This is a genomic window from Ruegeria arenilitoris, assembly GCF_013030265.1.
GTDB classification, from domain to species: domain Bacteria; phylum Pseudomonadota; class Alphaproteobacteria; order Rhodobacterales; family Rhodobacteraceae; genus Ruegeria; species Ruegeria arenilitoris_E.
Map to the genome: position 1 here is coordinate 25,475 of NZ_WPZQ01000015.1, position 23,977 is coordinate 49,451.

The 23,977-nt window shown below is 56.4% G+C and carries 23 protein-coding genes; 11 read left to right on the forward strand and 12 right to left on the reverse strand.

All coding sequences use genetic code 11. The features are described from left to right. Nucleotides 1-20 precede the first annotated feature (20 nt). The 3 genes from GOX61_RS21470 to GOX61_RS21480 are packed head-to-tail and all read right to left on the reverse strand — an operon-like array spanning nt 21 to nt 4,439. Nucleotides 21-1,055 (reverse strand): ACP S-malonyltransferase, encoded by a 1,035-nt coding sequence (locus GOX61_RS21470; RefSeq protein WP_170337030.1) that lies wholly within the window; start codon nt 1,053-1,055, stop codon nt 21-23. Beyond that, complete coding sequence (locus tag GOX61_RS21475) at nt 1,052-3,244, reverse strand: dehydrogenase E1 component subunit alpha/beta (protein WP_170337031.1); 2,193 nt, start codon at nt 3,242-3,244, stop codon at nt 1,052-1,054. Before GOX61_RS21475 ends, GOX61_RS21470 begins: the two co-directional genes overlap by 4 nt. A 28-nt stretch (nt 3,245-3,272) precedes the next feature. Beyond that, entirely contained in the window at nt 3,273-4,439 is a 1,167-nt protein-coding gene (locus GOX61_RS21480) for a pyridoxal phosphate-dependent aminotransferase (RefSeq protein WP_155142954.1), read from the reverse strand. Between the two features lie 98 nt (nt 4,440-4,537). Between GOX61_RS21480 and GOX61_RS21485 the strand changes: the two genes are divergently transcribed. Beyond that, nucleotides 4,538-5,431 carry a LysR substrate-binding domain-containing protein gene (locus GOX61_RS21485; protein WP_170337033.1) on the forward strand — a complete coding sequence of 298 codons (894 nt, stop codon included), beginning with the start codon at nt 4,538-4,540 and terminating at the stop codon, nt 5,429-5,431. Nucleotides 5,432-5,502: 71 nt separating this feature from the next. On the opposite strand, the gene GOX61_RS21490 is transcribed toward GOX61_RS21485, so the two are convergent. Then, nucleotides 5,503-6,660: an acyl-CoA dehydrogenase family protein gene (locus GOX61_RS21490; RefSeq protein ID WP_170337036.1), complete on the reverse strand. Its 1,158-nt coding sequence runs from the start codon at nt 6,658-6,660 to the stop codon at nt 5,503-5,505. 183 nt (nt 6,661-6,843) lie between these two features. Beyond that, entirely contained in the window at nt 6,844-7,407 is a 564-nt protein-coding gene (locus GOX61_RS21495) for a TetR/AcrR family transcriptional regulator (protein WP_170337037.1), read from the reverse strand. A gap of 299 nt (nt 7,408-7,706) precedes the next feature. Between GOX61_RS21495 and GOX61_RS21500 the strand changes: the two genes are divergently transcribed. Genes GOX61_RS21500 through GOX61_RS21510 form a run of 3 tightly spaced genes read left to right on the forward strand, consistent with a single transcriptional unit; the run spans nt 7,707 to nt 9,020 of the window. Further along, nucleotides 7,707-8,171 (forward strand): DUF1348 family protein, encoded by a 465-nt coding sequence (locus tag GOX61_RS21500; protein ID WP_170337039.1) that lies wholly within the window; start codon nt 7,707-7,709, stop codon nt 8,169-8,171. Nucleotides 8,172-8,182: 11 nt separating this feature from the next. Beyond that, nucleotides 8,183-8,803, forward strand: coding sequence for a pyridoxamine 5'-phosphate oxidase family protein (locus GOX61_RS21505; protein WP_170337041.1), 621 nt, complete (start codon nt 8,183-8,185; stop codon nt 8,801-8,803). Beyond that, nucleotides 8,766-9,020 (forward strand): hypothetical protein, encoded by a 255-nt coding sequence (locus GOX61_RS21510; protein WP_170337043.1) that lies wholly within the window; start codon nt 8,766-8,768, stop codon nt 9,018-9,020. The genes GOX61_RS21505 and GOX61_RS21510 overlap by 38 nt, the downstream gene beginning before the upstream one ends. A gap of 12 nt (nt 9,021-9,032) precedes the next feature. On the opposite strand, the gene GOX61_RS21515 is transcribed toward GOX61_RS21510, so the two are convergent. Then, a complete protein-coding gene (locus GOX61_RS21515; RefSeq protein WP_170337044.1) occupies nt 9,033-9,698 on the reverse strand; it encodes a TetR/AcrR family transcriptional regulator in 666 nt (221 codons plus the stop codon). Between the two features lie 64 nt (nt 9,699-9,762). Here GOX61_RS21515 and GOX61_RS21520 point away from each other — a divergent pair, with 64 nt between their 5' ends. The 6 genes from GOX61_RS21520 to GOX61_RS21545 all read left to right on the forward strand — a co-directional run bounded on the left by GOX61_RS21520 (nt 9,763) and on the right by GOX61_RS21545 (nt 17,827). After that, nucleotides 9,763-11,079, forward strand: coding sequence for a flavin-containing monooxygenase (locus GOX61_RS21520; protein WP_170337045.1), 1,317 nt, complete (start codon nt 9,763-9,765; stop codon nt 11,077-11,079). Continuing rightward, nucleotides 11,076-11,978, forward strand: coding sequence for a bile acid:sodium symporter family protein (locus tag GOX61_RS21525; RefSeq protein WP_170337047.1), 903 nt, complete (start codon nt 11,076-11,078; stop codon nt 11,976-11,978). The genes GOX61_RS21520 and GOX61_RS21525 overlap by 4 nt, the downstream gene beginning before the upstream one ends. Beyond that, nucleotides 11,975-12,907 (forward strand): SDR family oxidoreductase, encoded by a 933-nt coding sequence (locus GOX61_RS21530; RefSeq protein WP_170337048.1) that lies wholly within the window; start codon nt 11,975-11,977, stop codon nt 12,905-12,907. The genes GOX61_RS21525 and GOX61_RS21530 overlap by 4 nt, the downstream gene beginning before the upstream one ends. Beyond that, a complete protein-coding gene (locus GOX61_RS21535; protein ID WP_170337049.1) occupies nt 12,904-13,662 on the forward strand; it encodes an SDR family NAD(P)-dependent oxidoreductase in 759 nt (252 codons plus the stop codon). Before GOX61_RS21530 ends, GOX61_RS21535 begins: the two co-directional genes overlap by 4 nt. A gap of 157 nt (nt 13,663-13,819) precedes the next feature. Next, the gene (locus GOX61_RS21540) at nt 13,820-14,746 is read left to right on the forward strand and encodes an NAD(P)-dependent oxidoreductase (RefSeq protein ID WP_367646996.1); all 927 of its coding nucleotides are present in this window, start codon (nt 13,820-13,822) and stop codon (nt 14,744-14,746) included. Nucleotides 14,747-14,761: 15 nt separating this feature from the next. Then, nucleotides 14,762-17,827: an aminotransferase class III-fold pyridoxal phosphate-dependent enzyme gene (locus tag GOX61_RS21545; protein ID WP_170337054.1), complete on the forward strand. Its 3,066-nt coding sequence runs from the start codon at nt 14,762-14,764 to the stop codon at nt 17,825-17,827. Between the two features lie 45 nt (nt 17,828-17,872). Here the strand turns inward: GOX61_RS21545 and GOX61_RS21550 are convergent, their stop codons facing one another. Both GOX61_RS21550 and hemP read right to left on the reverse strand, forming a co-directional pair. Then, nucleotides 17,873-18,349: a hypothetical protein gene (locus GOX61_RS21550; protein ID WP_170337056.1), complete on the reverse strand. Its 477-nt coding sequence runs from the start codon at nt 18,347-18,349 to the stop codon at nt 17,873-17,875. Further along, entirely contained in the window at nt 18,346-18,513 is a 168-nt protein-coding gene (gene hemP / locus GOX61_RS21555) for a hemin uptake protein HemP (protein WP_155143008.1), read from the reverse strand. The genes GOX61_RS21550 and hemP overlap by 4 nt, the downstream gene beginning before the upstream one ends. 220 nt (nt 18,514-18,733) lie before the next feature. Between hemP and gph the strand changes: the two genes are divergently transcribed. Further along, entirely contained in the window at nt 18,734-19,399 is a 666-nt protein-coding gene (gph, locus tag GOX61_RS21560) for a phosphoglycolate phosphatase (RefSeq protein ID WP_170337058.1), read from the forward strand. Nucleotides 19,400-19,651: 252 nt separating this feature from the next. Here gph and GOX61_RS21565 read toward each other — a convergent pair whose 3' ends face one another. The 4 genes from GOX61_RS21565 to GOX61_RS21580 all read right to left on the reverse strand — a co-directional run bounded on the left by GOX61_RS21565 (nt 19,652) and on the right by GOX61_RS21580 (nt 23,976). Continuing rightward, on the reverse strand, nt 19,652-20,872 hold the full coding sequence (locus GOX61_RS21565) for an acetate/propionate family kinase (protein WP_170337060.1): 1,221 nt from the start codon (nt 20,870-20,872) through the stop codon (nt 19,652-19,654). Beyond that, nucleotides 20,872-22,257, reverse strand: a complete 1,386-nt coding sequence (locus GOX61_RS21570; protein WP_170337062.1) for a bifunctional enoyl-CoA hydratase/phosphate acetyltransferase — start codon at nt 22,255-22,257, stop codon at nt 20,872-20,874. Before GOX61_RS21570 ends, GOX61_RS21565 begins: the two co-directional genes overlap by 1 nt. Before the next feature lie 247 nt (nt 22,258-22,504). Continuing rightward, nucleotides 22,505-23,602 (reverse strand): energy transducer TonB family protein, encoded by a 1,098-nt coding sequence (locus GOX61_RS21575; protein WP_170337064.1) that lies wholly within the window; start codon nt 23,600-23,602, stop codon nt 22,505-22,507. Continuing rightward, complete coding sequence (locus tag GOX61_RS21580; RefSeq protein ID WP_170337065.1) at nt 23,599-23,976, reverse strand: ExbD/TolR family protein; 378 nt, start codon at nt 23,974-23,976, stop codon at nt 23,599-23,601. The genes GOX61_RS21575 and GOX61_RS21580 overlap by 4 nt, the downstream gene beginning before the upstream one ends. Between the last annotated feature and the right edge of the window lies 1 nt (nt 23,977).

Genomic DNA, 23,977 nt, shown 5'->3' on the forward strand with positions numbered 1-23,977 from the left:
CGCGGATCATTAGCGCGGTGTCAGCCTGTTGCAAGCGATCTCTGATCATCCCGGCCCATCGCGATCAACATCGGATGATCTGCTTGCCGCGCCTGAAAGGATGCCTTGTCAGACATGCCTTGCCAGTTCGCAAAAACCAAAGACTGTGCAACCGCACCGCCCAGCGTCGCGCCAGGTCCAGTCACGATAAACAGGTCGGGTGCGAACTCCCGTGCGGCAGTCTGAATGGCGCGCGTGAAGTCATAGGTCTCCGTAACCTGATGTCCCAACGTGTAGTCCCAAAGGGTTTTTGTATCCGTCGCCCTTGGCCACCAAACCTTGCCGCGCCCGTCAATAAGCGGGCGTTCAGGTTGTCCAAACAAATCCACACTCAGCCGGGCGCGCCCTTCCTCAGCAACAGGCTTCTGCAGCCCTGTATGGAATGCCGCATGGTTGGCCAGACGCATCGGGAAACGTTCCTGCACAACGGGTTGAGATGCCTCAAACGCCTTCAGACCTTCCTCATTCCCGGCCAGTACCAGCATTCCGCCCAAATCGATGGATAGCGCAAGATCGTGCCCCTCCAACGCGTTGACACGTGCCACGTGCGACAGAAGTTCTGCTTTGCGCGCAGGATCGATCTGCCAGTCTTCATCCACGAATGGATAAACCAATTGCCCACCGATTAGATGCTCCTGCATCAGTGTGCCCATGGTGTTGACCACGCGAAACCCATTCTCGGGGCTCAACGCCCCGGCGGCGGCAAGCGCGATGTACCAACCCATCGAGTTCCCGGTGACCGCGACCACATCGATATCATCCGCAAGCGCGTGCGCATCGGCAAGGGATGCCGCATAGATCAGGGGCGAGGCCACGTCACCGCGAGAGTACTTTCCGACAGTATAGCGCGTGGCGCTGTCCAGAGCGGTGACCGTTTCCTGAGATTCTCCAGCTCGGATATCGTCATATCGATGGAACATATCCATGCGCGCAGGATGGTGGCGATGCAGGTAGCCCAGTTCGGGTTTGTTGTAGGTCCCCCGCCCGGGGCAGATTACGACGGCTGTTCGGGTCATTTCTTTGCTCCGGTCAAAGACAATGCAGCGGCAACAATGCCATCCTTCGACGGCAGTGGTGCAGCATAGGCTGGTCCGGTCGCGATAAAGCAATCTTCGGCCACAACACGCGCGGTCGGAGTGTCACCACCTTCTTCGCAGAACAGGGCCATCAGTGCCTCTGACTGGCTACCAGTGCGCCGACATTCATCGACGATCAGCAAATGCTTACATCCTTTGGTGGCTGCCCGCAGCGCATCCGCTGGCAATGGCGCCAACCAGCGCAAGTCGATGATCCGGGTGCTCAGACCAGCCGCCTCAAGCTCTGGCAAAGCCTGCTTCGACAGATAGTGCCCGTTGCCATATGTCACGATGGCCAGATCAGCACCCTCTCCGTGCACTCCAACCTCGCCCAGCGCGATCCGCTGATCCGGAGAGGGATAGGTTGTCATCCATCCCGCATCCTGCGGTTCGTGCAGATCCCGCATCGGATAAAGTGCAATTGGTTCGAGAAAGACAACGACCCGCTGCTCTTCCCGCGCCAACCGCACGCATTCGCGTAACATCTGGGCGGCATCCGCACCATTGGATGGGCATGCAATGATCACGCCAGGGATGTCGCGTAGTACTGCCAGCGAGTTATCATTGTGGAAGTGACCCCCGAACCCTTTCTGATAGCCAAGTCCGGCAATGCGCAGCACCATCGGGTTGGTGAATTGACCATTCGAGAAAAACGGTAATGTGGCTGCCTCGCCCCGGATCTGATCCTCGGCGTTGTGCAGATAGGCAAGGAACTGAATCTCGGGGATCGGAACAAACCCGTTATGCCCCATGCCGATGGCCAGTCCTAGAATGGACTGTTCGTCCAGCAAAGTATCGATCACACGGTCGGGGCCAAAGCGCTGCTGCAGTTTCTGCGTGACACCATAAACACCGCCCTTGCGGCCCACGTCCTCGCCCATACAGACGACCTCACCATGCTCCAGCATCAGGTCGGTCAGCGCCCAGTTGATCAGACGGCTCATCGGCTGCGGCTCATCCATTGCGCGCATATCGCCGCCAAATGTACTGGCGCGTGCCTCAGCGCTGGGACCGTTGGTGGGTTTGCAATTGCGTTTGGGTGGGATCAGGCTGGCCATCACCTCCTGTGCATCTGCCAGATGCGGGCGGGATGCTGCCTCAGCAGCTATGCGATCCGTGCGCGCGCAGGTGTCTTCGTAGATTTTGAGGGCCTGATCCGGCGACAATGCACCGGCCTGATCCAGTAGGCGCACCGAATGCAGTAGTGGATCATTGGCTTCATCCGCTTCAACCTCGGACTTGCTCAGATAGGTGGTTGGTACATCCGCCCCGGCATGACCATAAAGGCGCACGGTTTTCAGATGTAGGAAGGCTGGCTTGCGGCGGGTTCGGACATATTCGGCGGCCTCTTTGGCGACCGCATGAGTTTCGTAAATGTCGAGACCATTGGCCTGAAAATACCGGATGCCCGGCCGGTGCTCCATCGAGGCCTGAATCCAGCCTTTCGGCGTTTTCACCGAAATGCCGATTCCGTTGTCCTCGCACACGAACAGAAGCGGCAATGGCGTGGACTGCACGCTGGTCCAGCCTGCGGTATTGATTGCCCCTTGTGCTGTAGAGTGATTGGCCGAAGCATCACCGAAAGAACACATGGCAATCCCATCTGAGGGAAGTTCCCGGTGTTCAGGATCATGCCGGCGCGCAGCGCCGAGGCTGTAGGCCGCACCGACGGCTTTCGGCAGATGGCTGGCGATTGTCGAGGTCTGGGGCGGGATCGTCAGCGCCTTGGAACCCAGCACCTTGTGCCGCCCGCCCGAGGTCGGATCCTCTTTTGAACAGGCAAAACTCAGCAACATATCCCAAGCGATCTGCTGACCGGGCACTTGCTCTGCGCGCGCGATCTGAAACGCCGCATCGCGATAGTGCAGGAACGCGATATCAGTCGGGCGCAGCGCATGCGCAACTGCCGCCATCCCCTCATGCCCCGACGAGCCGATCGTATAGAAACCCTGCCCTGCCTTCTGCATGGCCCGGCTGGTGCGATCCAAAGCACGGCTGAGAACCTGTGAGCGATAGAGCGAAACGGCTTCTGCATCACTCAGGCCCGGTGTTGGCGGGGCACCTTCAGGAAGGTCACGCTTTGCAACGCGGGTCAGGAAGTTTTCGTGAACGATCTGGGCGCGGTCCATGGCTCGGCCTTTTTTAAATATTATTGTTTCAGAGCGCAGCAACGGCGCGTGTGATGCGGGCAAGCCCTTCGGTCAGGCTATCCGTTGCATAGGCGAAGGACAGGCGCAAATGTCCCGGCATCCCAAAGGCACGACCGGGGACCAGAGCAACACCTGCCTCATCCAGCAGATACCGGCAAAACTCATGATCGACCGGCATTTGCACGGGGGTCTTAGGGAAAACGTAAAAGGCTCCGTCCGGCGTCGCGCAGCTAAGCCCGGCTTGGTTTAGCCCATCGACAACCAGATCCCGGCGCGTTTGCATTTCGCTTCGTCGTTCAGCCAGTAGCTCCTGCGGACCGGTAATCGCCTCGAGCGCAGCAGCCTGTGCGATGGAACAGGCACCTGATGTGATTTGGCCCTGTACAGCCACCATCGCCTTGATCAAGGGCGCAGGACCAATCCCCCAGCCAATGCGCCAGCCGGTCATCGAATAAGCCTTAGACACACCATTCACGATCAGCGTTCGATTTGTCAGGGCGGGAACGGCCTTAACAAAGGGCGTGAAGGGCACATAGGTAAGGTGCTGGTATATTTCGTCCGAGATCACCCAGACCTGAGGGTGATTTTCCAGAACCTTGCCCAGCGCCTGCAATTCAGCCTCAGAATATACTGCGCCGGTTGGGTTTGATGGTGTATTCAGAAGCAGCCATCGGGTCTGCGGTGTGATCGCATTTTCCAGCTGTTCAGGCGTCAGCTTGAAGTCCTGTGAAACAGGGCAATCCAATACAACGGGCACCCCGCCAGCCAATTTCACCATATCCGCGTAGCTGGTCCAGAACGGGGCCGTGGTTATCACCTCATCCCCGGGATTGAGCGTCGCCATGAACGCGGCTGACAGAACCTGTTTGGCTCCGGTCGACACGATCACATTTGCCGGTTCTACGCCGACCTGACCCGCGATGGCCGCTCGCAGAGTAGGTGTTCCGGCGGTAGCTGGATATCTGGTCTGCCCTTCGAGCGCCGCGCGATGCGCCGCGTCAACCACATGGGGCGGTGTAGGAAAATCAGGCTCACCCGTACTGAGCGCAATGACATCCACACCTTGCGCTCGCAATCTTGCGGCGTGCTCGGATATCTGCACGATCTCGGAAAGCTCGATCCCTTCAAGCCGCCCGGCCCGCTGGAATTCATCAACACTGTTCTGAATGGTCATGGCGCAAGCTCCGCGTAACGATCAGGTATGGTGTGTATCTCGCTGGAAAAGCCGAATTGCCAGTGATATTCCATCCAAAAGGTATGAGGATAAGTCATATGATTGCGCCCCGTCGGTTTCTGCCCTCAATCTCGTCTCTGCTGGCGCTTGAAGCTGTGGACAGACTTGGCAGTGCTTCAGCAGCAGCCGAAGAATTGTCCCTAACGCAAAGCGCAATCAGCCGTCAGCTCAAGACTATGGAAGAGCAGTTGGGGGTTGAACTGATCCAGCGGACACAGATGCGCCTGAACCTAACCCCAGCTGCAAAAGAGTATGTGGAAATCGCAAGATCGGCGCTACAGCAATTGGCGCAGGCATCACTGAAGTTGAAGGCAAATCCAACCGGCGGGTCTCTGCATCTGTCGATCTTGCCCGCGTTCGGCATGCACTGGCTGGCACCACGATTGCAGGACTTCGCCCGTCGGCACCCGGAGGTGACGGTAAACCTGAATACACGCCTCAAACCATTTGATTTTGAGACTGAGCCCTTCGATGCCGCAATCCACTTTGGCCAGCAGGATTGGGCCGGTGTCAACTATCTGCCCATCATGCGGGAAGAGGTGCTACCGGTCTGTGCCCCCGATCTATTGCCGGATAACACCAGCGACATAAACTGGCTGCATGATGCGCCACTGCTGCATCTCGATACGCGCCCGGACGCGTGGGAGAGATGGTTCATGGCACAGGGCCAGCCCGCTGAAGGCGTACGCGGCATGTTGTTTGATCAGTTCTCGACCATGATCCAGGCAACCATTCATGGATTGGGCGTCGCACTACTGCCCAGCTACCTTGTGACCGAAGACCTGAACAACGGACGGTTGGTGCTTGCATGGGATGGTCCCCCGGTGAGCCTTGGAGACTATTATCTTGTCTGGCCGCAACGGCAGGCAGAGTCAGAACCACTGAAGTCATTTCTGAAATGGTTGAAAGGACAGCTTCGTCAGTCTGAATAGTATCGGCCAAGCTTCACCCCAGAAGCTTGGCCGAAAGAACGCGTGCGGCGCATGATACGAGGGACTTTGCCTCAGATGTCCATCGAGCGTGCGATGAGCTCCTTCATCACTTCGTTTGTTCCGCCATAGATCATCTGCACCCGGGCATCCGCGTAAAGACGCGCGATGGGATATTCCATCATGAAGCCGTAGCCACCAAAGAGCTGCAGGCATTCATGCATGACCTCGTTCTGAACTTCCGAACCCCAGTACTTGACCATCGACGCGGTTGCCGCGTCCAACTCTCCCGCCTCAAGCTTGGCGATGCAATCGTTGACAAAGCTGCGCAAAACTTCGGCTTTGGTCTTGCACTCGGCCAGTTTGAACCGCGTGTTCTGGAAATCCATGACGCGTTGACCGAAAGCCTTGCGCTCCTGCACGTACTTCACGGTTTCGGCGATGGCAAAATCGATCGCGCCCAGCGCCATGATACCGATTGTCAGGCGCTCCCAGGGCAACTGCTTCATCAGCTGATAAAAGCCCTGTCCCTCTTCCGGGCCGATAAGATTGGTCATCGGAACTTTGACGTCCTCAAAGAACAGCTCGGCCGTGTCATTTGCCTTCATGCCAAGCTTCTTGAGGTTTCGCCCTCGGCGGAACCCTTCGGCACCGTCAGTTTCGACTGCAATCAGCGAAACGCCTTTGGCACCCTGAGTTTTGTCAGTCTTGGCGACAACGATCACCAGATCAGCAGTCTGTCCATTGGTGATGAAAATCTTGGAGCCGTTGATGCGATATGAGTTACCATCTTTTTCAGCCGTCGTCCGAACAGCCTGCAGGTCCGACCCTGTGCCGGGCTCGGTCATAGCAATCGCACCGACCATTTCGCCGGATGCCAGTTTAGGCAGCCATTTCTGCTTTTGGTCCTCGCTGCCATAGGCGGTGATGTAATGGGTCACAATCGATTGGATGCCATATCCCCAACCGGCATCCCCGCGAGAGGTCTGCTCATAGATCGTGACCGAGTCAAAGCCCATGCCACCGCCAACGCCGCCGTATTCTTCGTCAATGGCACCAGCCATCAGACCGGCTGCACCTGCTTTGTGCCAGAAATCCCGATCCACAACGCCATTGTCGACCCAGTTTTCAATGTTGGGAACCAGTTCATCATCCATGAACCGGCCTGCCATCTCGGCAAACATCCGGTGTTCGTCAGTAACCCATGCGGCGGTGCTGGAAAAAAGCGACATATCTCGTCTCCGATCTAAAGTTACCGGAAGGCTACCTTTCACCGCGATTCCAGCCAATCCGTGTGACGTGGCGTCCAGCTTCTTCGCAACGTAACGTTCTTTAAACTCATTGAATGGACGGACAAACCGGCTCAGGTCTTCCACAAAATCAGTAAATTGCAGATTTCAGCTAGGTTTGATCCGTCACGCCAGTGCGTTATCCAGCAGAACCTGCGCGGCTTCTTTGGCATCCTGTGCTGGATCGCAGCTTTTCAGCAGCACCGCCGTCACGATTGCCCCCTCTTTCAGGAGCAGCAACTGGCAACCCAGCTTTTCGGGATTTCGTGCGCCCGCCTTGCGGGCGAGCTCTGTGAAATACTCTAACAAAACCCGCTTGTGTTCGGCGGCCTGTACATTAATTGGGTGATCTTTGTCCTGATACTCTGCGCCTGCCTTGATGAACATGCAGCCCCGGAAACTGTCTTCCTCAAACCACTCTTTCAGCGCATCGAAACTGGCAATCAGTTGTTCAGCGGGCGTATCGGCAAGCTCTTCAATCCGGCGCAGAAACCAGTTGCGGAAGTTTTCGTCCCGCAACCTCAGGGCTGCCAGAATAAGCTCCTCTTTGGTGCGGAAGTGTTTGTACATCGAGGTTTTTGAAACCCCGGTTTCCGCAACAAGCTTGTCCATGCCGGTTGCGTGAAATCCATCGCGATAAAAGACCAGCAGCGCCTTTCGCACCAGCTCATCTCGTTTGTTGGGGCGCATGATTCGGCTCCTTGGTGTACTGATCAGTACATATTGCCGCGAGCGACGCGTTGCAATGACTCCGTTTAAGCCACTGAATTTTAACAAAAAAATCACAGGCGAAACTAGAGTTTCAAAGAAATTTCCAAAGCATACTTGAAAAAGTTAACCGATCGGTACATTTACTTGCTTAAGTTTACTGATCTGTACACCCAGGATTATACCCATGCGCCGTTACCCCAACCCATTTTCATCTCAGTATCTTCCACTGCTTTTAACCCTCACCCTTCTGGCCGCCTCACTGACCTGAAAGATCCAAGATGAAACGACCACCCCTGCCTCCATTCACGCTTGAAACAGCTATTCAGAAAGTACGAATGGCTGAGAATGCCTGGAACAGCCGTGATCCGGATGTCGTTACGCCTGCCTATACTGATGACAGCCGATGGCGGAATCGTGCAGAATTTCTGGCAGGTCACGCCGACATCCATGCCTTCCTGACCCGCAAATGGCACAAGGAGCTGGAATATCGGCTGATCAAAGAACTGTGGGCCTTTTCAGGAAACCGCATTGCCGTGCGCTATGCTTATGAATGGCGTGACGACAGCGGTCAGTGGTTCCGATCTTATGGCAACGAAAACTGGGAGTTTGCCGAAGATGGCAGAATGGCGCATCGCCATGCCTCATTGAACGATCTCCCGATTACCGAAGGCGAACGGCTGTATCACTGGCCGCTCGGGCCACGCCCCGATGACCACCCCGGCTTGTCTGAACTGGGTCTTTGAAAGGACACAACATGCCCCGCGCTTTTTCCGAACTGACCTTCACCCCCGCCGTCCGCGCCCATCAGGAGCGTATGGGTTCAGCCGCGTCCTATTCAAAGTTCATTGAAGGCGGCCCACAGCAGGGTCATCAGATCGGTGACGCCGAAAAGGCATTCATCCAGGCGCGGGATGGGTTCTATCAATCCACCGTTTCCGAGACCGGGTGGCCATATGTACAGTATCGCGGCGGACCGATCGGATTTCTGAAGGTGCTGGGTCCGACCACTATCGGATATGCCGATTTTTCTGGCAACAAACAGTATATTTCCCGGGGAAATCTGGACGGCAACGATCGGATCGCAATGATCCTGATGGACTATGCTAACCAACGTCGCCTGAAGATTTTGGGGCGGGTTAAGTTCACCGAAGGTGAAACTGCGGCAGCCAGCTTGTACCCGGAGGACGCGGATGCTCCGGCAGAACGCGCCGTTCTCATCCGGGTCGAAGCGCTCGACTGGAATTGTCCGCGCCATATTACGCCCCGGTTTACCGAAGCTGAGCTGCGCCCGCATCTCAACACGCTGGGGCAACAACTTGCCCAGCTACAAAACGAAAATGAGCGCCTTAAGCAAGAGCTGGCCAAGCGGGCATGATCAGTCCCGAAAACCCGCAATACCGAAAGTAATTTTAGATAAAGGTTTGTTTGTCATGTTACAATCAGCATTGAATGTTGCCGCCATAGCACTGGTTGGCTGCGCGTTTTCAATTGCCATTATGATGTTTGGCTTTTTCGCTTCGCCAGAAGCCGTACGAACATCGCCGCCCTCTCTCTACAACACATTGCTGCTGGATCAGCTAAAGCGTCAATAAACGGCCCTCGGCTCAGTCGTTCTTGGCAGAAGCAGCCATCGCCTCAATACCGGCAGTACAAAATTCAACAAGCTGATCGATGCCACTCAATTCTCCACCTTTGGACAAAGCTTCCACTCGCCAAGCACTGTTCAGATGAGCCAGCACAGCCGATACAGAGTAAATCTGCCCGCTTGCCAGCAAGGCCGGATCGACGCCGGGATACAAGTCTGAAATCTCCGCGATGAACCTTTGCGCTGTCGGATCAAAACACTCGGCTGCAATTTCGCGCCAGCGTGGATCGACCGAAACATGGGCCACCAGACGCCCATAAGACATCCATCCGGGTCCACCTGCCTCGGCCAGCGTTACATAGGGTCTGATAAAACAATCCAGAATTTGGCGCACGGTCAGCGCCCCTTTGGCTTTCGCTTCAGTCAGTGCCGCAATCCTAAGACCGGCCAGTTCGTCTGCGCGACGCGCAACGGTTTTATAAAACAGCTCCTCTTTAGTGCCGCCGTGATGTTGCACCAGTCCGACCTGCACCCCCGCCTTTGCCGCAATATCGCGGATTGATGCCCCCTCGAATCCCCGTTCCGCAAATAGGGTTTCAGCCGCATCCAGAATCTTTGCCCTGGTCTGCAGTGACCGCTGCGATGGCGCTCTTTTCCTTGGTTTTTCGGTGTTTTTCAGAGTCATAATTTTCATCTTGCCTTATTTTATACGATCGTTCAATTTAAACCTCAAGAACAGGGGAGGGTTCATGACACAATCACGTGAGGCATTCGCCTTGATCGGGGCGGGCCCGATGGGGCTGGCTGCGGCTAAGGTTCTGAAAGAACAGGGCATCCCCTTTCAGGGGTTCGAGCTGCATTCGGATGTGGGTGGTTTGTGGGACATCGATGGCCCCAAATCGACCATGTACGAAACGGCGCATCTGATCTCATCCAAGCGGATGACCGAATTCGCCGACTTTCCAATGGAAGACGCGGTCGCTGAATACCCATCTCATCGTGCGATGCGCGACTATTTTCGCGCCTTTGCAGACAACTATGGACTGCGCGACCACTACAAGTTCAACACCGAGGTCACCAAAGTCTCTCCTCTGGATGCACCCGGAGATGGCTGGCATGTCAGCTGGCGCGATCAGGAAGGTGAGCATGAAGCTGAATTTGCCGGAGTTCTGATCGCCAACGGCACCCTGTCCGAGCCCAACATGCCGGAATTTCCCGGCACCTTTGATGGCGAGCTGATCCACGCGTCAGAGTACCGCTACCCCAGCCAGTTCGATGGCAAACGGGTGCTGGTTGTCGGCGCAGGAAATTCGGGCTGCGACATTGCGGTGGACGCCATTCACCACGCAGAGCTTTGCGATCTGTCGATGCGACGCGGCTATTACTTTGTTCCCAAATATGTCTTCGGCAAGCCTGCTGATACGATGGGGGGCATGATCCGCCTGCCCATGTGGCTAAAACGCAAAGTCGATAGCTTGATCCTTGGCTGGTTCGTCGGCGACCCACAGAAATACGGTTTTCCCAAACCGGACTATAAGCTCTACGAAAGTCACCCAGTGGTGAATTCTCTGGTGCTTTATCACGCAGGCCATGGTGATCTGCGCATTCAGCCCGACATCGATAAGATCGACGGCAAAACGGTCCATTTCAAAGACGGCAGCAGCGAAGATTACGACATGATCCTCGCCGCTACGGGATACAAGCTGCATTACCCCTTCATCGACCCGAAACTGCTGAACTGGCAGGGCGATGCACCTCATCTCTATCTCAACTCGATGCACCCGGAGCGCGATGACCTGTTCGTTCTGGGCATGATCGAAGCGACCGGATTGGGCTGGCAGGGACGGCACGAGCAGGCCGAGATGGTGGCGCGCTACATAAAAGGCATTCGGAACGGCTGCCCCGTCGCTTCTGAGCTGAAAGTCAAAAAACAAGAAAACTATGAGCGCGCCACCGGAGGCATGAACTACCTCAAGCTCGCCCGCATGGCCTATTACGTCGACAAGGCGACCTATCGCAAAGCGGTTACCGGCTGGATCGAACGGTTGAGGAAAGCCGCAACATGACCGGTATCGACGAGATTACGCTGAACTTCAGCCCCGCATCGTTGACGCTGTTGAACGCGATTTTGGCGATTGTGATGTTCTCGATTGCCATTGATCTCACGCCTCGGGATTTTGACCGCCTGCGTCGAGCACCAAAACCTGTTGTTGTCGGGTTGGTTTCTCAGTTTGTCGTGTTGCCCGCTTTGACCTTTGCTCTGGTCTGGCTTGTTGCACCGCGCCCGTCGATTGCACTGGGGCTGATCCTTGTTGCGGCGTGCCCTGGCGGCAATATTTCGAACTTCATCACGCATAGGGCTGGTGGGAATGCGGCCTTGTCCGTTTCAATGACCGCTTTCGCGACCGTCGGCGCGATTGTCATGACACCGTTCAACATCGCCCTTTGGGGTGGGCTGTATCCACCAACACGGGAAATCCTGCAACAAACCGAAATCGATCCGGTCCAAATCGCGATCATCGTTGGGCTGATGCTGATCCTGCCACTGGTTCTGGGCGTCACTCTGAACCAGCGCCGCCCGGACCTGACCGCGCGACTGCGGGTACCGCTGCAGTATCTTTCAATGGGCATCTTCGTGGCATTCATCGTACTCGCTCTGGCGGCCAACTGGGGGTTCTTCCTGAGCTACGCCGGAGCTGTCGCCGGGCTTGTGATCCTTCACAATGCATTGGCTCTGGGGGGCGGTTGGGTCGTTGCCACTCTGACCCGGCTGTCCCCTTACGATCGCCGCGCCGTGACCATTGAGACGGGCATTCAGAATTCAGGCCTCGGGCTTGTATTGATATTTGCCTTTTTCCACGGGCTGGGGGGAATGGCCGTGGTCGCAGCCTTCTGGGGAATCTGGCATGCAATCTCGGGCTTGGCGTTGGCATCCGTGATGGCCAGAAGCGAGGCTGCGCAATGACACGTATCCTTATCACCGGCGCTGCGGGCATGGTCGGACACGCACTTCTGTCCGAGCTGAAAGACCACCAGGTTTTTGCCACCGACCTGCATCGCCCGGACTTCATGCCGGATGAAGTCACCTATCTGCGGATGGACGTCACAACGGGTGAACCCGCACGGGTCATCTCGAAGGTCAAGCCAGACGTCATCGTGCATCTGGCATCGATCGTCACCCCTCCGCCGAAAATGGGGCGCGAAACTGCATATGCGGTCGATGTCGAGGGAACGCGCAAGGTTGTAAACGCCGCCATTGCCAATGGTGTACGACGACTGGTGATCACCTCGTCTGGTGCCGCGTATGGCTATCATGCCGACAACCGAGTTCCGTTGCGCGAGCAGGATCCTCTGCGCGGAAACCCTGAGTTTCCCTATTCAGATCACAAGCGACAAGTCGAGGAGCTGCTGGCCGAGGCACGAAAGCTGGCCCCAGAACTCGAACAGGTTGTTCTGCGTGTCGGGACCGTATTGGGCGAAGGTACGGAAAACCAGATCACGGCATTGTTTCACAAACCCCGGCTGCTGGCGGTGTCAGGTAGTGAAAGCCCGTTTGTCTTCATCTGGACCCGCGATTTGGCCCGCATTCTCAAACGCGCGGCAACCGTCGGACCCGCCGGCATCTATAACGTGGCCGGAGACGGAGCGCTTGGTGTCAGCGATCTGGCGAAAGCTATGAACAAATCCGTTCTGCGCCTGCCGCCCTGGTCGCTGAAAGCGGCCCTCTCGATCGCACGTCCGCTTGGGTTGTCGCGCTATGGCCCCGAACAGGTCAGGTTTCTGCAATACCGCCCTGTCCTGGACAATACCGCTTTGAAATCCGAATTCGGCTATACGCCCGAAAAGACCAGCGCCGAAGTTTTTGATCTCTGGAAGCAGCAGGCAGGCCTATGAAAACAGCAGTGATATCTGGTGGAGCTGGCGGATTGGGTCAGGCCTTGTCGGCGGCGCTGCAAGCGCGCGGATGGCGCGTTGTGTTGCTTGACTTGGATGTGTCAGGCTTATCGGCAACGCCTTCACAACTGCCGATCGCGTGCGACCTGACCAAACAGGATCAACTGGCCAACGCTGTCGAAGAAACCATCGCCACGAGCGAAACGATCGATCTGGTTATATACAACGCGGGCATCACGCAAATCTGCGGGTTCGATCAGTCTGATGATGCAAGTCACCGCAAAGTGTTCGAGATCAACTATTTCGCGGCCGTCGCCATGGCGCGTGCGTTTCTTTCAGAAATTCGCGCATCCAAAGGTACGCATTTGGCGATCTCTTCGGTGGCGGGATTTGCACCCCTGTATCATCGTACTGCTTATGCTGCGTCCAAACACGCGTTGGAAGGGTTCTTTAAGTCGTTGCGATCAGAAGAGAAACCGCATGGCGTTCAGGTCCATCTCGCGGCGCCTTCCTTTGTTTCGACCAATCCGGGCAACGCCGACAGGCAAGCTGATGGAACGGCACGTCCAGGATCAGCAGCGGACGGGATGGATGAAATGAGTCCCGCAAATGCAGCAGCCACCATTTTGCGAGGTCTGGACAAATCGCAGCCATCCATACCTGTCGGACGGGTCGCACAGCTTGCATGGTGGCTCAATCGCCTCTCCCCGCGCCTGTACCAGCATTTGATGGAGCGAAACATTCGCGGGCAGTGAGACCTTAGGGAAACTTGGCGGTGGCACAGTTCAGCCACCTGATTGACGCCAGTGCAGGCGATGATCGCCCGAATTACCCAATTCAGAAGGATCTTGGTCGTAAAACGTGACCCGGGGTTGCCCTTTGGCCCCAGCTTTGCTTTGTCTCTGCTGAACAATCCGGCCTGCTGCAAGGCAGAGGGAGAGGCCGGACAGCGGAGAGGATCACCAAATGGCAAAAGTCGCGTTCCTTGGCCTGGGCGTCATGGGTTATCCCATGGCCGGTCACCTGCAGGCAGCGGGCCACGAAGTCACTGTTTATAATCGCACTGCAGCCAAGGCCGAAGCCTGGGTTGAACAACATGGCGGTGCGATGGCTATGACACCGGAACAAGCGGTACAGGGTGCAGAATTCGTTATGGCCTGTGTTGGAAATGACGACGATCTGCGAATGATCTGCACTGGTGAAACCGGTGCCTTTGGGGGCATGTCAAAGGGCGCAATTTTCGTCGATCACACCACAGTTTCCGCAAAAGTTACACGCGAGTTATACGATGCGGCCGCCGCGCAGGGCATCGATTTTGTCGACGCGCCAATCTCAGGTGGTCAGGCCGGGGCTGAAAACGGAGTGCTTTCGATCATGTGTGGTGGCGATCAGGCGGCTTATGACAAAGCCGAGCCAGTGATGCAGGTCTATTCGAAAGTCTGCCGCCGTATTGGCGACAGCGGAGCGGGCCAGATGACCAAAATGTGCAATCAGATTGCCATCGCTGGTGTCGTTCAAGGTCTCAGTGAGGCTATTCATTTCGCTGAAAAAGCAGGGCTGGATGGCCGCGCAGTTGTCGAAGTCATCAGTCAGGGCGCTGCTGGCAGCTGGCAGATGGTAAACCGTCACGAGACCATGCTGGACGACCATTTCGACTATGGCTTTGCAGTGGACTGGATGCGCAAGGATCTTGGTATCTGCCTCGATGAAGCCAATGAAAACGGCGCTTCGCTACCGGTCACGGCGTTGGTCGATCAGTTTTACAAAGACGTGCAGAAACTGGGCGGCGGGCGTTGGGACACATCCTCGCTGATCAAACGGCTGCGGGCGCTGGACTAAAGGACACTCAGGCTGATGAGCGATTTGACAGAATTCTGGGCAGGCGCCCTGCGCAGGCATTGGGGTCACGAAGCCAAGCTGACGCGGCTGGATGGCGAATATGACCTCAACTTTCTGGTTCAGGCAACCAATGGTCAGGACTATGTGCTAAAGGTCATGCGGGCAGATTGCGAAGCTGAGTTCGTCGATCTGCAGGTGAAAGCCCTTGAACATATCGCAGCAGAAGCGCCTGGATTACCATTTCCCAAGGTGTTTCCTGATCTGAAGGGAAATCTGCTGCCCGGCATCGAAGATGAGGCGGGCCAAACCAGACTGGTCTGGTTGCTCGAACGCCTGCCAGGGGAATGCTACGCAAAAGCGGCCCCCAAACGGGAAGAGTTGATCCTGAAACTGGGGCGTGCTCTTGGCGCCACTGACCGCGCGTTGGAACGGTTCTCGCATGACGGCCTGCATCGCTCGGATTTCAAATGGGATCTCGTTCAGGCAGGCTGGATCAATGACAAGCTGGATGCGATTGCAGATCCCGACAGACGATCTTTGCTGCAGGAAATCGCCGACGGGTTTGCTGCGATATCCGGCAAGCTGAACGAGCTGCCGAAACAAGCCATCCACAATGATGCCAACGACTACAATATCCTTGTCGAGGGCGAATTGGGACAACGGCAGAGCATCTCTGGCCTGATCGACCTAGGCGACATGTGCGCAGCGCCACGCATCTGCGATCTGGCCATCGCCGGGGCCTATATCGTTCTGGATCATCCAAAGCCCGAGCACGCTTTGACTGCACTGGTACGTGGTTATCACGCAGCCAACAGGTTGCGACCGGAAGAAGTTGACCTGATCTGGCCCCTTCTGCGCATGCGACTGGCCGTTTCCGTCGTGAACTCGACACTGATGGCGATCGAAAACCCCGAAGATCCTTATGTAACCATCAGTCAGGCTCCGGCTTGGCGCTTTCTGGAGAACACATCGATAAATGGCGGCCTGATGCCCGCGCGCCTGCGGGCTGCTTGTGGGTTGCCGGTGACGGATGGTGCTGAACGCATCCACGCCTATCTCTCCGAACACCGTGGCCAGTTTGCCCAGATGTTCGGACAGGACCTGAGCGACACTCCAATGGGCTCACTGTCAGTTGAAAACTCAACGTGGCCACAGAACCCGTTCCACATGCCGCTGCAAGAGGCTGCGCGCGTGGGTGAAGAGTTTGGCGATGGTCTGTGGCTGGGCTATTACAGCGAGCCGCGTCTGATCTATGCCGAGCCCGGATTCCGCAAGGGACCATGGAAAGCATCCGATCGCCGAACGGTACATCTGGCGGTGGACGTGTTCGCGCCGGCAGGCACTGTGCTACACGCGCCGATGAGTGGCCGGGTTGAAGTTGTCGAGAACCGGGACAGTCACCTCGACTATGGCGGTGTCGTGATCCTGCATCACGAAACGCCCGAAGGTGATCCGTTCTATACGCTCTACGGCCATCTGGACCCAGAAGTCTGCGACCGTCTGAAACCCGGCGACCCTGTGGCACAAGGTGCGGCCTTTGCCCGGCTTGGGAATGCCAGCCAGAATGGCGGCTGGGCTCCGCATGTACATTTCCAGCTGGCGCTCACGACTGTTGGAATGGAAGCTGACTGGCCCGGCGTTGGCGATCCGGATGAGATGTATCTGTGGCACGCGGTTTGCCCGAACCCGGCAGCGCTGCTGAACCTGCCAGATGACAAGGTTTTCTATCACCCGACGGACAAGCAGGCGATCCTGCAGGGACGGCACGACCATTTCGGTGGAAATCTGTCGTTGACCTATGACGATCCGGTCATGCTGGTGCGTGGTTGGAAACATCATCTGTTTGATGAATGGGGCCGACCCTATCTGGACGCCTACAATAACGTCCCACATGTGGGTCACGCTCATCCCCGAATTCAGGCGGTTGCTGCAGATCAGCTGAAGCGGATGAACTCGAACACCCGATACCTGCACCCGGCGCAAACCGCGTTTGCCGACAAGGTATTGTCAAAGCTGCCCGATCATTTCGACGTCTGCTTTTTCGTGAACTCGGGTACAGAAGCAAACGAACTGGCTCTGCGTCTGGCCCGTGCTCATACCGGCGCGAAAGGGATCGTAACGCCTGATCATGGCTATCACGGCAACACCAATGCTGCGGTGGCGATCTCGGCCTACAAGTTCAACAAGCCGGGCGGAATTGGCCAGGCCGATTGGGTCGAACTGGTGGAGGTTGCAGACGACTATCGCGGATCGTTCAAACGCGACGATCCGGAACGTGCGTCAAAATTCGCTGATCTGGTGGATCCGGCGATTGAAGCGCTTCGCGACCGGGGTCAGGGTGTTGCTGGCTTCATTGCTGAAACCTTCCCATCGGTGGGTGGTCAGATTATTCCATCCAAAGGGTATCTGCCAGCAGTCTATGAGAAAATCCGCGCTGCCGGAGGTGTCTGTATCGCCGATGAGGTTCAGACTGGCCTGGGCCGGTTGGGTGAATATTACTTCGGTTTCGAACATCAGGGGGCACTGCCGGATATCGTCGTCATGGGGAAACCCATTGGAAACGGTCACCCGCTGGGCGTTCTGGTCACGACCAAGGCAATTGCCGACAGTTTCAACAACGGGATCGAGTTCTTTTCGACCTTTGGCGGTTCAACCCTGTCCTGCCGTATCGGCAAAGAGGTTCTGGATATTGTTGATGACGAGGGCCTGCAGGACAACGCAAGCGCGATGGGTGCACGCCTGATGGCCGGTCTACGCCAAATCGAAACCGAGTACGGCTGTGTTGGCGATGTGCGGGGCATGGGGCTGTTTCTGGGTGTTGAACTCATCAATCCCGATGGTTCTGAAGGCACAGAGATCTGTAAATACGTCAAGAACCGGATGCGCGATCATCGCATTCTCATCGGCAGCGAGGGACCAAAGGACAACATCCTGAAAATCAGGCCACCATTGACCATCGAAGCCGAAGACGTTGACATGATCCTTTGGGCCATGCGCGATGTTCTGAGCGAGGTTGGGGCGTTCGAACCCACCCCGGCCTGCGATCATGATCACCATCACGCAGGATGTGGATGCTGCTAAAACGAAACCCCGGCTCTTGTGGGCCGGGGTTTTGCGATCTTCCTGTCAGTGCAATACGGTCGAGGGGGTTTTGTGCCCGGTTGTTGGCAGCGGTATCGCGGTTGTCATTCGACGCAATGCAAGCCCAAGTTCTTCGGAAAGCGATGCCAATGCCGGAGCGAAATCCGGGCGTACGATAAGCGAGGCCATCATCATGGCATCCTCGCGCGCACCTTCCGAGGCGGCTGCGATCATCTGGGCAAAGCAGTTCTCGTCAGCACCCAGACACGCACAACCAAGCCCATGACGTACCAGCGGGCGGCGTCCGTGATGGGCGCACAGCGAGCACAAACGATCAAGTGTCAGCATTGCTGCACGTCCCTGATCCGCGCCCAGCGCGATATCGAAATCGCTGGCCGCATCTGCCCGCCCGTCGACCCCTTCGCTCCACAGTCGCAGATACATGACTGCACCTGCCTCCAATGGGCTCAGGTCGGATAGCCGCCCGACGGCAGCTCCGCCGCGTGAGTTTGGAGCGCTCATTTTGTCAGGATCAGTTTACCAGCACGGGTGATGCGCAGAGTGTAAAGCTGGTCGCCCAACTCGATATGGGCCAGGTTGCCACCTTTAGTCAGATCCTCGGCCTTGTGGGAAGGAAGCATAGAAACCGCATAGGATTGGCTGGGGTTCGGGTTCTGCGCGTTCATCGGGACATCTCCAGGGCTGTTCAGGCGAAACGCCTTATCTGTTCGCATTCACTGATCTGGCTGACCCTGGATTGGGTTGGCTGTTGTTTCACCTCTTAATCTGATTAAAATAGTAAGGTATGTCAAGGCCTGGATTTTGCTTGCGCAGAAACTTGTAATTTGCGCCTGTAGTTTGAATGAGTTACGCCTTGTTAAACAGGCGACAGAGGCGTGCAAATAGATGTCAGCAGCAATCGTATTCGACCTTGATGGTACGTTGGTAGACAGCCTTGCTGATCTCGCCGGAGCCGTGAATCGCATGTTGGGCGATGTTGGGCACGCGCCATTGCCTCAAACCATTATCGGGCGATTCGTTGGAAATGGCCTGCCCAAGCTGGTTGAACGAACAATTCGCCATTGCGAAATCGACATGAACCGCCACGGTGAGCTGACGAAGTTGACCTTGGATCACTACAACAAAGCATCCAGTGATCAGACCGTACCCTATCCCGGCGTCATGGAAGCATTGGCAGAGTTACGCAGGCAGGGACACCGCCTTGGCGTCTGCACCAACAAACCTGAAAAACCGGCATGCTATGTGTTAAAAGCACTGAATCTCGCCCATCACTTTGATGTTGTTTTTGGCGGTGACACACTGTCCTTGCGCAAACCTAACCCCAAGCATTTAAACGAAACTTTTGATGCGTTGGGCTGCTCAGGGCCCAGATTATTTGTTGGTGACAGCGAAGTGGATGCCGAAACAGCCAAACGCGCCGAGGTACCGTTTCTGCTGTTCACAGAAGGGTATCGCAAGTCACCAGTAGCTGAAATTCCGCATACTATCAGTTACGATGACAGCGCCAAATTGCCTGCACTTGTTGGCCAATACTTGGCAGGAACGGATTAACCCAATCCGAAAATTGTTTTGGGCAACGGCCAGTTTTCTTATGTCAGAAGGTTTTTGAGGGGCCGGCTGAGGGGGTAAGATGCCAGCCCCTCATCGGGGAAAGTGGTTGGTCAGGAATGACCCTGTTAAGATCAAGATAGCCTGCAGCGCCGATGCGCGAAATTGGGGGATTCCCGTAGGCGGGCATTTTTTCTGACAGAAAGGCCCGAGGTCCTTATCTGCCAGCATCGTCTTCCAATCCGGTTTTTTAGCTCAGATGTGACTGCTGAATTCCAGTTCAGAAACACTGCAGTTCGATGGCGACCGACAGATTTGCGCGGCAGCGCGCGCAATAACCAGTTCCTCGTTCGTCGGAACAACCATGACCTGGACCCGAGAGAGCTGGGTTGAGATAACCCGTGCGCTGTCGGCGTTCGCATCGGGGTCTAATTCAATCCCCAACCATCCCATATCCGCACAGATCCGCTCTCGTACCAGAGACGAATTCTCACCGATGCCCCCGGTGAACACAACCGCATCCAACCCGCCCAGAACCGCGGCAAGCGCCCCCAGTTCACGGCGTGCCCGGAAATTGAAATAGCTGATCGCTTTGCGTGTTGCCGGAGTATCCGCTTCCTCGAGCGTACGCATGTCATTTGACAGACCCGACATCCCAAGCAAACCGGACTCGCGGTACAGCAGTTGGGTTATCTGGGCGGCAGACATGCCCTTTTGCTCCATGAGATACAGGACAACGCCCGGATCCAACTGCCCGCATCGGGTTCCCATCGGCAAACCATCCAGAGCCGAAAACCCCATGCTCGAGCCGACAGAACGACCGCTGATCATGCCACACATCGATGCCCCGTTCCCAAGATGGGCAACGATCACCCGACCGCTGTGCAACAGAGGCGCAGTTTTGGCCATATGGTTTGAAATGTAGTCATAGCTGAGCCCGTGAAACCCGTACCGCCGCACACCCATGTCATAATACTCGGTTGGCAATGCGAATGTGTCATTGACCCACGGATGATTGCGGTGAAACGCAGTATCAAAGCACGCAATCTGAACCGCGTCCGGAAACCGCTCCATCGCTGCGCGGGCTCCGGCGATGTTGAACGGCTGGTGCAGCGGCGCAAAGGGCGAGAAACGTTCAAGGTCCTTCAGACTGTCCCGCGTCAACAGAACCGGGCCGTCATTGTCAGGTCCGCCATGCACGATGCGATGTCCAACGGCTGAAATGGTAACGCCCGGAAACTGCCGAACCACCAGATCCAGAACGTGGTCGAGCGCGCTGTGATGATCGACAATCGTCTCGGACGTTTCATCAATCAGGTCCCGACCATCCAAGTCCGTCGCCTGAATATGTGCAGCCGGGCTGCCAATGCGATCAACTTCGCCTGTACATATCGCCTCGGGCTCGTCCCCCTGCATCGAGAACAAACCAAATTTCAGAGAGGACGAACCCGAATTCAGGGTCACAACATGGGTCATCAGATCCGCTCCGCCATTCGGGCAGCGTGCAACGCCGCGACCGCGCATGAGGCCAACCGCGCCTTGTCGTCATCAGCCCTGCTGTTCAGGATGATCGGCACCTTAGCCCCCAGCACAACGCCTGCCCCTTCGGCATGCGCGATGTAAGTCAATTGCTTGGCCAGCATGTTCCCGGCATCAAGGTTAGGCACCACCAGAATATCCGCCCGGCCAGCCACTTCGGATACAATTCCCTTGGTTCGGGCTGCGGCCAGACTGACTGCGTTGTCCATTGCCAAAGGTCCATCCACAAGCCCGCCTCGGATCTGACCCCGCTCGGCCATCTTGGATAACAGCGCTGCATCTATCGACGATCTGATGGCGGGGTTCACCGTTTCAACCGCCGACAGTATTCCGGCCTTCGGAGACTCGATACCGATTGAGATGGCCAGGTCGATGGCGTTCTGGGTAATGTCGATCTTTGTCTCAAGATCAGGTTCGATATTGATCGCGGCATCCGTCACCAGCAAAGGATGCGGCTGTCCCGGCACGTCCATGACGAAAACATGAGTGAACCGCCTGCCAGCACGAAGACCGTGCTCCTTGCGCAAAGCGGCGCGCAACAGATCATCGGTGTGCAGATGTCCCTTCATCAGGGCCTGGGCACGCCCCTCGACAACCAGATCGACAGCTACGCCCGCGGCATCAAAGTGATCCCGCACCGGCACGATCTCGGCATTTCCCAATGGCAGATCAATCTCACATGCCGCCGCTTGGATCTTGTCGGGATCACCGACAAGTATCGGATCAATTATCGTCTCTTTCGCAGCCAGCAAGGCGCCACCCAGAGAATTCGGCTCCTCTGGAGCAACCACTGCGGTTGGAATGGGTGGCAGGGGGCGAGACTGATCCAAAAGTGCATCAAAGTGCCGGTGTCGCTGCACCACCAGACCGGGTACTTCGATGTCACTGAACGAAAGCTCTTTCTCCGGTGCTATCACAACTGCAGTACCCGTTACGATTACAGCGCCATCGTCGGGACGGATGACTTCCGTATCCATTACGACCTCGCGGTTATCGCATTTCTGGGCAACGGTTACCCGCGCCAGTAATTCATCACCTGCATGGGCACGATCCACGAACTCGAAACTCTGCGATTTGTACAAGGTGCCTGCACCGGGAAGGATGTTACCAAGCACAGCCGAGATCAGCGCCCCAACGAACATCGCCGGCGCGATGGCTTCGTTCACAGTGTCCCCATCACCATCTTCATTGGCCAGATGGAGTGGATTGTGATTGCCCGAGTTTGACGCAAACACGAAGAAATCATCCTCTGTGCAAATCCGTCTTAGCTCGGCGCTGTCGCCGACCTTGAGCTGGTCATAGGGTTTGTTGTGATATCTCATTTTTGGTCGTTACCCGACTGAGTTTTAGAATCTGTCCGGCACAAGTTATCTTGCCCGTATGATAATTTGTTGATCCAGGCCAATGCCTACGTACATTTCGGCAAACAATTGGAATATCTTTCTGCCAAGAGAGCAATTTTCAGCTTTTTATTGCCTTGCTGGAACCAAGTCGCCAATGACGTGAAGTCATTAACTCCTGGGCACTTTTCATTCCGGTCGGACCGAGACTAGTGACAACTGGCTCCAGTCACTTTTGGTAGAAGAACGACAGTTTACGACTCACACCGCCCGGCGGCGGTGGGAAGGGAGATGCTCTGCGAACCTGATCCTTCGCAGCACGATCAATCTCCGCTGAACCCGAACTGTCGACAACATCAACCCAGGCCAAGGTACCGTCAGGATTGATTTCGAAGAACACCTGAGCAAACCCCCGGGCCGACACATAAACAACCGGGGTCCGGTTCAAATGGACAAGCACCTCGCCAGCATAGTTCGTGACGTCCGAGTTACCGGGCCCGCGCCCCCCCGACGCAGTTCGGCCCGTTCTTTTCTTGAAGGCATCAAGACCCTCTCGCTGATAGGCACGCAGCGGCGATTCAATCACCGCTTGAGGAAAGCGCAGATCATCAAACTTTTTTGAACCTGAGAATGCACCCTGTGGTTCTGTTGACGGCGGGCGTTCCGGAAGACGTGGACGGATAGAAGAGACCACCGCCTGCTCCGATGCTTCTGTCTCAGGTTCAGTTGATGCGTCAGGAATTTCGGGATCAACTGCCTCATTTTCGAGCGGAACAATGGGGACCGGAGGGGCTTCGGTAGCAGGCAAAGCTGCAAGCGCCTCTGGCTCAGGGGCCGTGGCAGGCGGAATTGCGTCTGGGTCACCTTCGGGTATTTCAACTACCTCGCCAGTTTCGGCCGGGGGGGTCTCAGTCGCACTGTCGCTGGCCTGTTCCTCGGCATCCGGTTGATCTGCTGGCTCTGACGGCTGAGGCTCGGGCGCTTCGGGCTGAACAATCGGAGCGGACCCTGTATCAGGGGCATAAACGCGTTGCGGATCCGGTGATGCGACCAACGCTTCACTTGTAGGAATTTCAGCCGGTTCAGGTTCTGGCGGAGTTTCAACAGGCGGCTCTGGCTCCGGCACCTCGGCGGGTTCGGGCTCGACTGGCTCGGCAGGCGTTTCGGCAAGATCTTCAAAGGTATTGTTCAATTCGACTGTGTTCGGCTTGGGCTGTTGAGAAGACCTCTCGGCCAGACCCGACGAAGTGGTACTAAGAGCAAAAAGATGCACAACCAGCGACAGCACGATGGCTAAAATCGCAACAAAGGCGGACTTCCGGATCATTCCAGAGCCTGCCGGGTCACAAGAAACACCGAAGAAGCACCCAGTCGGCGGAGCGCGCTTGTGATTTCAACCAAAAGTGGGCCGGACGCGTTCCGGTCGGGAACGATCCGCACCGGGCCCGTACCGTGACCAATCATGTATGTATCGGGATCAGTCGGCACGCCCCGAAAGCTCAAGGTCCCGTCCTGATGCAGAACCAAAGCGTCCGGCGGCTCACGACCCGCAAGCTCCGAGGTATCGACAAGATCCAGATCGGGATCGAGGGGTGGCGCAACCGTACCCGCGATCAGAAAGAAGATCAGCATCAGAAATACGACGTTGATCAGAGGGATTGTTGAATCGCGTTTACGGCGTGGACGAAGATAGCGGATCATC

Coding starts and splice junctions, on each gene's coding strand:
- GOX61_RS21575 (WP_170337064.1), bottom strand. CDS start 23,602: ATGATCCGGAAGTCCGCCTTTGTTGCGATTTTAGCCATCGTGCTGTCG.
- GOX61_RS21570 (WP_170337062.1), bottom strand. CDS start 22,257: ATGAGATATCACAACAAACCCTATGACCAGCTCAAGGTCGGCGACAGC.
- GOX61_RS21480 (WP_155142954.1), bottom strand. CDS start 4,439: ATGACCATTCAGAACAGTGTTGATGAATTCCAGCGGGCCGGGCGGCTT.
- GOX61_RS21510 (WP_170337043.1), top strand. CDS start 8,766: ATGAGCGCCTTAAGCAAGAGCTGGCCAAGCGGGCATGATCAGTCCCGA.
- GOX61_RS21565 (WP_170337060.1), bottom strand. CDS start 20,872: ATGACCCATGTTGTGACCCTGAATTCGGGTTCGTCCTCTCTGAAATTT.
- GOX61_RS21505 (WP_170337041.1), top strand. CDS start 8,183: ATGCCCCGCGCTTTTTCCGAACTGACCTTCACCCCCGCCGTCCGCGCC.
- GOX61_RS21495 (WP_170337037.1), bottom strand. CDS start 7,407: ATGCGCCCCAACAAACGAGATGAGCTGGTGCGAAAGGCGCTGCTGGTC.
- GOX61_RS21550 (WP_170337056.1), bottom strand. CDS start 18,349: ATGAGCGCTCCAAACTCACGCGGCGGAGCTGCCGTCGGGCGGCTATCC.
- GOX61_RS21520 (WP_170337045.1), top strand. CDS start 9,763: ATGACACAATCACGTGAGGCATTCGCCTTGATCGGGGCGGGCCCGATG.
- GOX61_RS21580 (WP_170337065.1), bottom strand. CDS start 23,976: ATGATCCGCTATCTTCGTCCACGCCGTAAACGCGATTCAACAATCCCT.
- GOX61_RS21530 (WP_170337048.1), top strand. CDS start 11,975: ATGACACGTATCCTTATCACCGGCGCTGCGGGCATGGTCGGACACGCA.
- GOX61_RS21525 (WP_170337047.1), top strand. CDS start 11,076: ATGACCGGTATCGACGAGATTACGCTGAACTTCAGCCCCGCATCGTTG.
- GOX61_RS21490 (WP_170337036.1), bottom strand. CDS start 6,660: ATGTCGCTTTTTTCCAGCACCGCCGCATGGGTTACTGACGAACACCGG.
- GOX61_RS21485 (WP_170337033.1), top strand. CDS start 4,538: ATGATTGCGCCCCGTCGGTTTCTGCCCTCAATCTCGTCTCTGCTGGCG.
- GOX61_RS21475 (WP_170337031.1), bottom strand. CDS start 3,244: ATGGACCGCGCCCAGATCGTTCACGAAAACTTCCTGACCCGCGTTGCA.
- GOX61_RS21515 (WP_170337044.1), bottom strand. CDS start 9,698: ATGACTCTGAAAAACACCGAAAAACCAAGGAAAAGAGCGCCATCGCAG.
- hemP (WP_155143008.1), bottom strand. CDS start 18,513: ATGAACGCGCAGAACCCGAACCCCAGCCAATCCTATGCGGTTTCTATG.
- GOX61_RS21500 (WP_170337039.1), top strand. CDS start 7,707: ATGAAACGACCACCCCTGCCTCCATTCACGCTTGAAACAGCTATTCAG.
- gph (WP_170337058.1), top strand. CDS start 18,734: ATGTCAGCAGCAATCGTATTCGACCTTGATGGTACGTTGGTAGACAGC.
- GOX61_RS21545 (WP_170337054.1), top strand. CDS start 14,762: ATGAGCGATTTGACAGAATTCTGGGCAGGCGCCCTGCGCAGGCATTGG.
- GOX61_RS21535 (WP_170337049.1), top strand. CDS start 12,904: ATGAAAACAGCAGTGATATCTGGTGGAGCTGGCGGATTGGGTCAGGCC.
- GOX61_RS21470 (WP_170337030.1), bottom strand. CDS start 1,055: ATGACCCGAACAGCCGTCGTAATCTGCCCCGGGCGGGGGACCTACAAC.